Source organism: Arthrobacter sp. P2b, assembly GCF_900168295.1.
In the GTDB taxonomy this organism is placed as follows: Bacteria; Actinomycetota; Actinomycetes; order Actinomycetales; family Micrococcaceae; genus Arthrobacter.
Genome location: NZ_FVZL01000002.1, coordinates 1 through 12,293, shown reverse-complemented (window position 1 = coordinate 12,293; position 12,293 = coordinate 1). Strand labels below are relative to the sequence as shown.

Genomic DNA, 12,293 nt, shown 5'->3' with positions numbered 1-12,293 from the left:
TGATGAGTGCAACGGTGGTGCTGGGAAAGGCGGCTATGAAGGAGGGCTGGGCTCCGGTGACTGCTCTATCATCACCCTGACAGGCAAAGTCCGTCGGCCCACGTGCGACAGTATGCGCCGCTTCGTGGACCTTGACTCTGTCTGGTTCACGAACTTCCGATTCCCGGAACGGCTCCTGGGGGACTCGCCCGATGATGGCCCCATTCCTCTCTGGCCGATCACGAGGACGTGCCCAGATTGAAGCACTGCCCTCGTACCAGGCTTGCGGTTAGGCGTCGCTGGCCGCTCCCCTGACACTGTACACACCCACTTTGGCATCCAGTTCCCTTGTCGAATCCACTGACAGCCGTGATAAAAGCTGATGTTCCACTTATTGTCGGGCCACCGCCGGTAAAGCCGCTGCTGACATGTCCCTTACTCTCTCGGAGGGCGGTGCTGCGAGTGCAAGAACTGGCCGTCGGACGCGCGATTTCACCCACGTCTTGTCATGGCCCCATGGATAAGTCTCCTTGGAATGCTTCCACACTTATACGGCCCCGGCGATGGGCACAACTACCCTGCCGCGGAGTTCCTTGGTCGTCGCCTGCAAATGATTTACTTGCCTGACGGTTGCATACGCGCATTTGGGGGATACATTGAAGGGCTTTACCGCGTCGATTCTGCTCGTCCCGTTGCTGCTCACTGGCTGCGTCGTTCCCTATGGAGGCGCTGACGCTGTCACCACAGCGACGGCGTCCGTCGACGGCTATGCCCGACTGGATGAGGCCGGAATCGCACAAATCAGGGCGTCCAAATCCGCGCGGCTGGACATGACCTCCGGACAGCTCACCAAAGAAAGCGTTGGCCTGGAGAACGGTACAAGCCAGGCGCCGGACGTAAAGATCAACGACGGCACCATGATCTTGGACATCGAAGGGCCCCATGGGAGCATCAGCGCCACCACCGACCGCCTGCGGCTCAACGGCATGAACAACAGATCCGAGTTCAGTGAGGTCACGTACTTCCTCACGGCAGGGTCGTTGGAGGACTTCACCGCCCTGATTCGTGGGGGCGTTGACCGCTACGGCATCCCGCGTGATTCCGCTGAAGACTGGATTGAATCAACGTCAAGCCAGCCGGAGGACAAGAGCGACTTCGCCCTGGCACCAGGCACATCAACGGGGCTCCAAGTACAGTACGACCTCCGCTATGACGGTGAAAAGGACGTCCAGGTCATCGTCGTGCATGTAAGCCCGGCCTGACCGGGAGTGGCCCGAAACATCACCTGAACGACGTGCTGCACGAAAGAATGGCTGCACGATTCTCTCCCCACCGCCCGGGTGACGGCAGCCTGCCAAGTTTCTTGCCGGCATGAGGCGCAAGTAATTCAAACCAGAAAGGCTACGGAATGGACCCGTACCAACAGAACCAACCACCGTATCCACCTCAACCGCCGTACTCTCCCCCGGGTCAGGATCCCCCACACCCCTACTATGGACCACCTCTGCCTGAGTGGCAGGGGACTCCGCCGCGGAAGAAGAGCAGGCTTGGCTGGGTACTCGGTGGAATCGCACTGGCGGTGGTCTTGCTCAGCATTCTTGGTTTTGTCGGATGCTCCGCCCTCGCCCGGGAGATCAATGGCGGCGGAGGCACCCAGGCGGAGAAAGCCAGTGAAATGATGGCCCGGGCCGACAACCTACCGGAGGATGACTGGGTTGAGGTCTTCCGCTTCGACCCCAAGGTCGATCCCGGATGTCTCTCCATCGATACATCATGCCTGCGTTTGTCCGCCCGGTGGTCCGTGGATCACAAGGTCAGCCTGGATGAGGCAGCAGACCGGTTCAGCATGAAATCCAATTCGGGCGGCCCTGTTTCAGGACGGTATGTGGGCTGCATCAGGACCGAGTTTGACGGAGTGAGCGGAGAGTCGCTCTGCATCGAAGAGTCTTCAGAAGGCTCAGATTTCTATGAGGTCACCATCCAGATGGAGCGTGATTAGGCGCTGAAGTGGATTACAACAACTTCGCGTTTGCCGCGTTCTGGGTGCCGCGGTGAAAAGTGGCTCGAGGCGAACTTCATGGGCGACTGGCTGCTCCCCGACCCGTCAATCATCTTCCATCAGGAAGGCTGAGTTATCCGTCTCGCCGATACTGGCAAGGTGCTGAATGACACCACCGGCGCTCCTGTCAAGTTCGTCTATAACCACCCGGATCTGCAGCCGCTGACACTCACGTTCGAGGTTCCCGCCGCGGCCATCTTCTCCTAATACGAAACGACATAATTCTTTGATGAATCACAACGATTTCCAGCCCGTGCCTACACCACTTCCGGTTACCAGGAACAGCCTTATCTGGTCTTGGACTTCCTTTGGTATCAGCGTTATTACTTTTCTCGGTGCCTACATCAGCAACCTGGCCGGCAATACCGATCTGATGATCGTATTCGCGGTCCTCTGTACTGCAACGATGACTTTCGGCGCAGTATTACATGTGATCCGCTATGCACTTCATTCTGCACCGCAAAGTCAGGCTGTCGCTGACGGTAACAGCGTGCGCTCTGTCGTTATATGGAAGACACTATGGCTGATTCCAGCCCTACTTGAGTTCTTCGGACTGCTTCGCTGCATTAGGGGCGTAACCCCTGACGGTATCGCTATCGGCGCGGTGGGTTTGCTGACTCTCATTCCGATCATTCCGACTTACATCGTTCTGGGCATCATGCGACTGGTTCGAAAGAAACGCTAGCTAAATCTCCTGCTCTTCCGGGCGGTGCTCATGTTGGGCATTTGCAACGCTTCCTAACCCCGCTGCCGGCGGCCCCGCGCGCTGATGACCTCTGCGACCCCTGCCAGGACCAGCGGGAACACCACCACGGCGGCCGCGAGCGACAGCAGACAGCCAGCGTCGATGAAGAGGCCACCGACCCTCGCTCTCTCAAGCATCGCCAGTTCCGGCGCCCACACGAAGTACATCGTCCGCGCCAGGCCGATACTGATCAGGACCATCGAGGCGAAGACGAGGAGGACCCAGGCGATGGCTCCAGTCCACCAGCGGCCCGCTACTGCACCATCGCCGCGCTTACAGGCGTCCTCGCTGAACAAGGCATCACCATTCGGGACGGACTCTTCGTCGGAGACGAACCTTCTCCCCCTACGACGGCGAACCCGGCACCACCATCGCCCTGCCAGTCAACTCCACTCAGACCAGCGCCATCAACGCCGAATTCATCTACCGCGGCAGCTTCATCGAACCCACCGACCAAATCACCCTCCCAACCACCGGCCAGGAAGCAGCTAAAGCGGCCGCCGTCGAACACCATATGGACACCATCGCCTCCCAACCAACCGACATCGCGCTCCAGCAAGGCCGGAAGCTCTGGGCAGGCATGCTCGACGCCAAAATCCTCCCCAGCGATGACAACTGCCACGCCCTCGTGGCGAACCTGCAGTTTCCGGCGATCCGGGACCGGCTCAGCGCAGACATCCCCGGAGTGGACGAACCAATGCGACAGATCCTGTTCGACCAAACCGACCAAGCCCCGAGATGGTCACGCATTGAATGGGCACAACAACTGCGCCTGCACGCCTACACCCGCACCAGCCCGAACACACAGCACCGGTCCTGAACGCCATCGTCTACATCAACTGGTGGGAAGGCAGAGGAAGCAAAGCGCACCAATTCCTCCAACTCGCACTCGAGACCGACCCCGCCTACCGCCTCGCCCGGCTCAGCGACCAAGTGATCGGTTCCGGCCTCGTCGCCGGCTGGAACATGAACAAAAGCACCGCCCACAAAACACTGCCCCTGGACTGATCAATCTCCGTATTTGGCACGGACACCGCTTTCACAGGCGCACACGGGAGTATCCGGCTTCCGGTGGATCCATGGATAGCAATGAGTTGATTCTCCGTGGAAGCTGGCGGAGAAGGCATTGATTGCCGGCTTCCATCTTCAGAGAAGCGGCCCTGTACACCTCACTGCTACCATCAAGGGCTTGACCGTGCGGTCGCCTGGTATGGGAACGAGTTTCAAAAGCTACGTGCAGCAACCCGCACCGGTACAGCCCGCTTCAGCGCCTCACTTAGCCGCCGAGAGGGCACAGGCGCTGCGGGAGCGTGAAGCAGGCGTGCATCCGGGGTTAAGGGGTCCGCCACGTAAAGCCTGGTGTAGGCGGTTGTTTCCGGCTCGAAACGCCAAGTGTCAGCCAACGTACCGGCGTCTACGGCATCGAAGCCCAATTGCTCGACGAGGTTCATCACCGTGGCCTTGGCGCCGACGTCATCGCCCGCGACGGGCAGAGCGGTGCGATCAAGTGCACCAGCGGGACGCGACAGCTGGGGAATGTGGTGCGCCAAGATATTACTAAAAGCCTTCGTCAGGCTCGCTCCTTGGAAGTGCTGCAGGACGAGCTCGCTTGTGGTCAGTCGTTCCTCATCGAGCTCGGCGACTCTTCCGTCCCGGAACGGGTAGTAGTTGGTGGTGTCGAGCACCGCCTTCCCTTTTAGAAGGGCTGCAGGAATGGCCGTGTGCGCCGCTAGCGGTACGGACAGCACGACAACTTCTCCAGCCTCTGCCGCCTGTTGGATAGAGCCGGCGGAAGCCAAGGGGCCCAGCTCCGAGACAAGGCCGGTAAGGGTCTGCGGGCCCCGGGAATTGGACAGTACTACAGGGATGCCGGCACTCACGGCCAGTCGCGCGATGGCAGCACCAATGTTTCCGCTGCCAATGATTCCGAGGGTAGACATATTTGTTCCTCATTTGAGAGTTGTGGATGGGACGGGACCCCGAACGGTCGGTGGGGTTTGGAGGAACGGACTGCACTAGCGAGCCCTAATCCTTATTTGTTTCCAGGAAGTGGGCACAGCAGCGCTTCTTGTCATCTTAAAAGATGCACCAGGTGGTGGCAGGACTTGCTTGGAGGGACTGAACCCCGCCCGAACGAATAACAGCGTAAAGCAAATTACCGGGCGATCACCGGGAGGATGAGCCGACTGGGGTGCTCTGGTCCGTGGAGTATTTTGTTGATTGCGATAACGGCGTCTTCCAGGGACTCCTGGTTGATGTTTCCTCCAGTGTTGGTGTTGCGGTCGTAGCGGGGGAAGCTGCTGCTGGAGATCTCCAGGCGTATGCGGTGACCAGGAAGGAAAACGTTTGAGGTCACGGCAAGGTCCAGCGTGACTTCATAGACCTCACCCGGCTCCAGGAGCTCAGGATGTGCAAGGGAATGCCGGTAGCGGGCTCGCAGGATGCCGTCGGTGAGGTAAGTTGCCCGCCCGTCAGGGGCAACGTCGACCAGTTTGCCTGTGAAGTCCGTGTCCCTGGCTGACGAAAGCACATGCAGGACCAACGACACGTGCCCGGTCACCTCTATGGACTCATCTAGTGCGGGAGTGGTGAAGCACAGAACGTCGTCGCGAGCCTCAACGGATTCCTGGTTAACCGGCCCCACGGCATTGAGGGCGGCGGGCAGCATGATCCGGCCGCCGAGGCTGGGGACGGGGCGGTTCGGGTCATAGGTGTAGGTATCTACGGCCGCCTCGGAGGGGGGGTCGGTTCGGAGAACGCCGTCCCCCTCGGAGGTGTTGGCCCGGCCGGCTCCATGCAGGAAGTAGTCCACGTAATTGGTGTCCGGCAGCGGCCAGTCGGGCTCATCCCGCCACTGATCGATACCCATAACGAAGATTCGGACGGGGGCTGCCCCGTCAAGAGCATCGATCTGCCCGCGTAACCACCGGTCAAAGAAGCTCACGTAGGCGCCCGTAATGTTCATGACGACAGCATCGGATGTAAGACCAAACTGCCGGTCGTGGTACAGGCCCGACTGGTCAAGGTGATTCCACGGCCCCATGATCAGGCGCTGGCCCGATCGTGCCTCGGCGGTGCCGGCCTCTGCCTTCATGCGGGTATAGCTGCGCGCAGTCTCCCCGGCCCACAGGTCGAACCAACCGCCAATATGCAGCGCGGGTACAGTTACTGCGCCCAGCTGGTCGGCGGGCGAGAGCTGTGCCCAGAAGTCGTCTTGGTGTGGGTGCTGGAGCCACTCTGACCACCATGGCACGTACTTAGCCAAAAGCTTTTGCTCGGCCGGCATTGCATCAAGACTCCGGTCCAGATGGACAATTGCTTCAGATAATTCCGTGACTGCCTGAGGATCCCCCGTGCCGGCGTCAATCGCTCGCTGGGCCTCGGTGAGTGCCATATAGGTGTTCCAGAAAATGAAGTTGTGCCACGAGACCGCCCCTCCGGGGCTATGCCAGGCCTGGTAGAGATCGGGCGTGGTCATCGCTGGAGCCATTGCTTTCAGCCCATCGGGCGATTGGGAGCCAGAGGCCCACTGCGTCCAGCCGAGGTAAGAGGGACCGTAGCTTCCGACGGTCCCGTTGCACCAGGCTTGCTCGCGAACCCAGCCAATAGTGTCTACACCGTCTTTAGGCTCATCAGCAAGGGGCGTAAATGTCCCGCCCGACGCGAAAGTGCCACGGCAATCCTGCCGCACGACCGCGTACCCAGCCTCGAGGAGGGTGTGAATGTCGGGATTCACCGCGATCCCCAAAGCGCTCGTGTTGTTCTTGCCATAGGGCAACCGGACGACCAGAGCCGGCACAGGGCCGCCATCCGGTATGTACACATCCGCGGCAAGCGTCTCCCCGTCACGCATGGGAACCCTGACATTCGTCTCGACACGAAAACTCACTTGTACCTCCGGTTGGCTTGGGTTGCTTCCGCTGAACCTGCCCAGAGCAACGAGAATTCGGCACAGGTCTCGCCCTTACGGGAGCGCGTGTGAAACCAGCAGCGTATGGACCGGCCCGGATGTTGCCATGTACCTCCAAAGTACATGCGACGTCAGACTGCGTCCCGAACTTCTAGTGCTCCCGGCCCCTCCGGAAGCAGTCATCTCGCCAGGGCCATTCGTGGCGATCAGGTCGTCGTCTGAGTCGGGAGGCTAGCAGGATCCACTTCGATAAAGACGTGCCGCTTGTCACGTGCCCTCACATATGCCAATGCTAAGAGTTATAGGTTTGAGTCGCCATGGCAATGCACGTCAACCATGCAACAATATGCGTCAGCTGCCGCCCCAGTGGGAGTCGCTACAGAACCGGGAGATTCAGGCTGTCGCCATCCCGCAAGGCGTCAGCGGCCCGGACTAACGCCAGTGGGAGAACACCGGCGGAAAATTCCCCGCCATCAACTTCTGGTCCTCTTCGTACTCTTCAGTCAGTGCTCTCAACTCGTTGGCTAGCCCAAACAACCAGGCCATAAGCTGCGAAGCGCACCATCCGGGGCCGGGCGAGCGGGTTTATGCGATTGACGGCAGCGTGGCGCAGTTTCCCATCCTGTTGGCGTCCTTTGTCCTGTCGTTCCGAATGATCCGGCTTCTAGGGTTGGCCGTAACGGGACTATCCGACAAGTCCCCTTACTAGATCAGAGGAGCCAAAAATGTCACGGGAAGAAGCGTTCGCCACTTGCCCGCAGGATTCGTACGTTGAATTCTACGGTGGCCAATGGCTAGTCATACCTTTTGCTCCAGTAGAACAACCCGCGTTCTTCGTCTGCACCCCTCCGCGACTGGGCGCCTGACCCCGCTATCCAGCCCCAACCCCCGCAAGTCCCGCGGTTGCGATCCCGATGCGGTGAGACGGGGACTGCCCTAGTGCCGGGTCCGTTCCATGGCGAGCATTGCATGCCGCACGCAGGTCATTGCAAAGAAGTTCTAGTACCGCACTGCCCGTAGGACTACCCCACCCCCGCCAATGCAAGCCGCGATAAACCTGATCGTAACGCCGGATACTGTCGCACTGGTTTCGTCGGCCTGTCGGTAAGGGCTTGAGTTCACCCTTGGCGGGACCAAGCAAGCAAGCCAAGATCCATCGAAGGACGAGTTGCTTGCAGAACATCAGCAAACACCATTGCTAAAACTCGCATATTACGAATACAGTGTTCGTCACACGCTAAAAGCTTCCGGTCGATGGCTTCGAACCATATGGTCTTGGTCGAAGGTTTTCGAATCGGGTGGACTGGGCGACGTCGCTCATTTCATCCCCCATGCGGTGACCGAGTCGTGTGTAACCGGACGCGGGACGCACTCTCCCGTGACAACGAAGTCTTGAGAGGACAGGCACATGAACCCTATAAAGAGATACATCGCGAGGAAATCCGCCAGGCCCCTGCCATGGACAGAGACTCTCACCGGAGGCGTTGCTGTAATGGCGATGTTTGTGTTGGCCGCGTGCGGTTCGTCAGGTGCCGGCTCAAACGCCGCCGGTGCCTCAGGGAGCCCCGCCACATCCTCTGCCTCAACCGTCGCGCTGGAGGAGGTGCTTAACCAGGAATTCGAGTTGCCTTACCCTGACGCGCCGACCACACTCAAGGGAGATCGCGAGATCTCCTACATCATTGGCGGATTTGCGGCCGGTGGTGCATCCGAGGTCGCGCAGGAGCGCAAACTGATCCTGGAGAAGTCGGGGTGGAAGGTGGAAGGCCCGCTCGATGGTGAGTTCACCCCCAGCGCACAGGCAACGTTGATCCAGCAGGCTGTCCTTAAGGGTGTGGACGGTATTGTGCTGGACTTCATCTTCCCTTCGCAGGTTTCGGCTGCTGTTGACTCCGCACGGAAAGCGGGCATCCCGATCGTGTGCAATCTGTGCGCGCCCGAGGAGTCCTCGGAAGGTGTGCACATGGTCGGGACTGATGTCCAAACGGTGGCGAAGCAGCAGATCCCATTGGTGCTGGCCGCTGTGGACAAGCCGGACGCGACCATCGCCGTCGTCACTGACTCAGGAAACGCGATTGTCGATGCTGCGAACAAGGTTCAGATTCCGATGCTTAAGGAAATGTGTTCCGGCTGCAAGGTCGTGGAGGTTACTTACACTCTTGCGGACTTGGCTAACCCTGTCGCTGCATCCTACGCAAACATGCTGCGCCAGTACCCGAAGGGATCGCTCGATGCGGTCATCACCCCGTTTACTGCTGCTGCTACGCCGCTGATAAGGCTTGCTGAGCAGTCCGGCCGTGATGATTTCAAGATCATCAACACGTATGGTGATGCACCCGCTTCAACACAGATCAAGGAGGGGCAGCACTTCCCGCTGCTGTTCGGCGACGTCATGCTCTCCCAGGCGTTTATTTCCTACGCGGACGTTGACATCTTGGGGCGCGTCTTCAACGGTGATGCAGTCGTTGAATACGACGCCCTCCCGGTCGCGCCGATCACCCGGCAGAACGCTGAGAAGTTCGTGAACGAGAGCGGTCGATGGGTACCCGAAGGGCTTGAGGAGAAGTTCTTCAAGGTGTGGGGGATGAACAGCTGATGACCGATCAAGCGCTGACTGTAGAGTGCCGTGGTCTCACCAAACGATACGGACTACACACTGCGCTGGACGGCGTCGACCTGGCCATGCGTGAAGGCGAGTTCATCGCGCTCCTGGGTCCCAATGGCGCCGGGAAGTCCACACTAATTAAGCTGCTCGATGGCGTCCTCACGCCCGACGGCGGCTCGGTTCGATTCGCAGACGGGGTCTCGGCTGGCGTAATCCACCAGGACCTCGGCTTGTTCGACGACATGACCGTGGCGGAGAACCTCTTCATGGGAAGGGACGTATCCAAGCACCTGATCTCCCCCACTCATGAGTACCGCGCCTCGGCCGAGTTGCTCGAATTCGTTGGATTGACCAGGGTCAATCCCCAGACTCTGCTGCGTGACCTCTCCCTAGGTGAGCGTGCGCTTGTAGCGACGGCGAAGCTGTGGTCCCAAGGTGCCGGGGTCATCATCGTTGACGAGGTAACCGCCAGCCTCCCACGGGCTGAGGCATCCTGGCTGGTGGAGCACTTAAAGATTGCGGCACGAAGCGGTGCCACCGTGGTCATGGTGTCGCATCGTCTGGAAGATCTGCTGGGCAATGTGGATCGGTACATGGTTTTCGTGGATGGCCAAATCGCTATGGACGCTCCCGCAGAGGGCGTCAAGCGAGACGAGCTTGTCCGAGTTATGTCCAGCGGCCGTGACCAGGTGGAGGTCGAGAAGCGCGACGTGTCCGCCCGTCCGAGGGGCGAGATCGTGGTCGAACTCAACGGGGCGAGCGTGAACAAGATCCGCCCGCTGAGCCTCGAGCTGCGCGAAGGATGGATCACCGGCGTGTCCGGATCGTCGGTGTCAGGGTTCCACGACGCAGGATATTTGGTCGCAGGTGTGGCCCGCGCCCAGCAAGGGACCGTGAAGGTGCGTCCGGGGACGAAGGTCACATGTTTGCCGGCTCACCGTGACGTGGACGGGACGTTTCCAGACCAATCGGTCGAATTCAACATGTCCGTAGGCAACACGAACCGGTGGCGCAAGTTCGGTCTGATCAACCTTGCGAGGATGCGTAGTGCCATCGCGACGGCTGCCAAAGACCTGAACGTGATTCCCAGCGACACCGAGGCCGTAATTACCACGCTCTCCGGAGGGAACCAGCAGAAGGCCCTGCTGGGGCGCGTCGTCGCAGATGACCCCGACTGTGTCGTCCTGTGTGAACCCACCCGCGGCGTGGACGTGGCCACACGCCGTGAGATCTATTCATTTGTCAAGAAACTCGCTAACCAGGGCTGTGCAGTGATGGTGGTGTCCTCAGACATGGAAGATCTCGCATCCTTGGCCGACCGGATCGTGGTCATTGACGACGACGGCCGGGTAGAGAGATGGGTTGAGTCCGACGACGTCGCAGAGTACTGCACCGCTCGCTCGGCGCTCGGCTGACTAAACACATCGACAACGAAAGAACCAAATGTCCGATAACACGATCGTAGCGACCTCACCTCCCGGTGAAAGCGCCAGCTCACCAAATGGGCCTGACCGAAAACGCCCAAGGTTCCAGGTGGCCGGGGCCACCCCAACGGAGCTGGTGAGCCTGTTCGGGAGTCCAGCTCTCTTCCTGTTGATCTTCCTCGTGTTCGCTTTCTGGTTGGGCGACACGTTCTATAACTCAGATCAGCGGATGCTGGAGTTCAGCCAGGCGCTCCCTGCTCTCGTCATCACTCTAGGCGTCGTCATCTGTCTCTCGGTCGGCCAGTTCGACCTGAGCGTGGCCTACAACGCGTCGTTGTGCGCATACCTGGTCATTGGGCTTAACTACCGAAACGACGTTCCGATGTGGGCAAGCATTCTGATCACGCTGGGGATTGCCAGCTTGATTGGCTTTATCAACGGCATACTTATTACCAAGCTCCGCATCAATGCCTTTATCACGACCCTGGGAACCGGTGGCGTACTCCTGGGTCTGGCGAAGGCGTACTCCAACGGTGGACAAGGCATCAATCCCACGCCCACTGACCATCCTTTGCCGGACTGGTTCCGGGACTACCTGGGAAACTTCCAGAACACCGCACCGGTGCCTGTCGTGATAGCTCTCGTTCTGATTCTGACCGTGGCGCTGCTCTTTACAATTAATGGTCGAGCCATCCCTGGGACTGTGTCCAAGCCCGTAAGATTTGGCATCCTCGCCGCGGTGGCGGTGGTGGCGCTGCTGGCCTTCGCGGGTTCCGGCCTCGCCGCCAAAGTCAGCGTGAACGTTGTGATCTTCTTGTTGCTCGCTGTCGTGTTGTGGATTGTCATGTCGTACACGACTTTCGGACGCAACCTCTACGCGGTCGGCTCCAACCCGCGGGCAGCTGGCTACGCGGGGGTAAGTGTCACGAGGCAGACCATTTCAGCCTTTGTCCTCGCGGGATTGCTGGCAGGATTGGCCGGCGTCATTCTCGCGGCGACGCAGGGTTCGGCTATCCAGGGAGCCGCAGACGGCTATCTGCTGCCGGCATACTCTGGGGCTTTCCTCTCGACTGTCCTTATCTCTCGCGGGCGCTTTCACATTTGGGGCGCGGTCCTCGGCGCTCTCTGCCTGACATACGTTGCATCCGGCCTGGTCGTGGGCGGCGTGCCCTACACCTGGGCGGACGTCTTCAACGGCGCCGTACTTATCGCCGCCGTCGCTCTCAGCAGCGTAGTGCGCAGGGCGAGCCGCTGAGACGGGGCACATGACCCTGTACCGCATCACCTACCGCGGATAGGGCCAACTGTACCGATTTGACGTTGTGATCAAGTCGGCCCTTTCTACCGAACTTCCCGCCTTACCGTTTGGGCGCCGGGACGATGACCTTACCCGCCGCAGTTCACAACTGCAGCACCGACTTACGAATATAGGAGATGAACATGCCTGCAACACGCTTCGAGGATTACAAAGACAAATACGAGCACATCAAGCTCGAGCGGGACGCGGATGGGATCCTGCTCGTCACTCTCCATACCGATGGCAGTGACGTCCACTTCGGCCTGCCCGTCCA

General features: G+C 59.7%; 11 protein-coding genes. 8 read left to right on the top strand and 3 right to left on the bottom strand.

The genetic code is table 11. From position 1 onward, the window contains the following. The first annotated feature begins 635 nt into the window (after positions 1-635). From B5520_RS04630 to B5520_RS04620, 3 genes are all read left to right on the top strand, one after another. Positions 636-1,241, top strand: a complete 606-nt coding sequence (locus B5520_RS04630) for a hypothetical protein (RefSeq protein WP_079595920.1) — start codon at positions 636-638, stop codon at positions 1,239-1,241. Positions 1,242-1,558: 317 nt separating this feature from the next. Then, the gene (locus B5520_RS04625) at positions 1,559-1,978 is read left to right on the top strand and encodes a hypothetical protein (RefSeq protein WP_079595919.1); all 420 of its coding nucleotides are present in this window, start codon (positions 1,559-1,561) and stop codon (positions 1,976-1,978) included. A gap of 289 nt (positions 1,979-2,267) precedes the next feature. Next, complete coding sequence (locus B5520_RS04620) at positions 2,268-2,723, top strand: hypothetical protein (protein ID WP_079595918.1); 456 nt, start codon at positions 2,268-2,270, stop codon at positions 2,721-2,723. A gap of 53 nt (positions 2,724-2,776) precedes the next feature. Here B5520_RS04620 and B5520_RS04615 read toward each other — a convergent pair whose 3' ends face one another. Next, positions 2,777-3,079, bottom strand: a complete 303-nt coding sequence (locus tag B5520_RS04615; protein WP_254865469.1) for a hypothetical protein — start codon at positions 3,077-3,079, stop codon at positions 2,777-2,779. Between the two features lie 218 nt (positions 3,080-3,297). Between B5520_RS04615 and B5520_RS04610 the strand changes: the two genes are divergently transcribed. Then, on the top strand, positions 3,298-3,603 hold the full coding sequence (locus B5520_RS04610; protein ID WP_079595917.1) for a hypothetical protein: 306 nt from the start codon (positions 3,298-3,300) through the stop codon (positions 3,601-3,603). After that, on the top strand, positions 3,537-3,791 hold the full coding sequence (locus B5520_RS22330) for a DUF4192 family protein (protein ID WP_139386204.1): 255 nt from the start codon (positions 3,537-3,539) through the stop codon (positions 3,789-3,791). The genes B5520_RS04610 and B5520_RS22330 overlap by 67 nt, the downstream gene beginning before the upstream one ends. Before the next feature lie 215 nt (positions 3,792-4,006). Here the strand turns inward: B5520_RS22330 and B5520_RS04605 are convergent, their stop codons facing one another. Together B5520_RS04605 and B5520_RS04600 are read right to left on the bottom strand one after the other, a co-directional pair. Next, complete coding sequence (locus B5520_RS04605) at positions 4,007-4,723, bottom strand: NADPH-dependent F420 reductase (protein WP_079595916.1); 717 nt, start codon at positions 4,721-4,723, stop codon at positions 4,007-4,009. Positions 4,724-4,938: 215 nt separating this feature from the next. Next, a complete protein-coding gene (locus B5520_RS04600) occupies positions 4,939-6,636 on the bottom strand; it encodes a CocE/NonD family hydrolase (RefSeq protein ID WP_079596378.1) in 1,698 nt (565 codons plus the stop codon). A 1,549-nt stretch (positions 6,637-8,185) separates the two neighbouring features. On the opposite strand from B5520_RS04600, the gene B5520_RS04595 reads away from it, so the two are divergent. The 3 genes from B5520_RS04595 (at position 8,186) to B5520_RS04585 (ending at position 11,977) form a co-directional block, all read left to right on the top strand. Next, positions 8,186-9,289: a sugar ABC transporter substrate-binding protein gene (locus tag B5520_RS04595; RefSeq protein ID WP_176156784.1), complete on the top strand. Its 1,104-nt coding sequence runs from the start codon at positions 8,186-8,188 to the stop codon at positions 9,287-9,289. Next, a complete protein-coding gene (locus B5520_RS04590; RefSeq protein ID WP_139386203.1) occupies positions 9,289-10,713 on the top strand; it encodes an ATP-binding cassette domain-containing protein in 1,425 nt (474 codons plus the stop codon). The genes B5520_RS04595 and B5520_RS04590 overlap by 1 nt, the downstream gene beginning before the upstream one ends. A 118-nt stretch (positions 10,714-10,831) precedes the next feature. After that, positions 10,832-11,977: an ABC transporter permease gene (locus tag B5520_RS04585; RefSeq protein ID WP_176156783.1), complete on the top strand. Its 1,146-nt coding sequence runs from the start codon at positions 10,832-10,834 to the stop codon at positions 11,975-11,977. Positions 11,978-12,293: the final 316 nt, after the last annotated feature.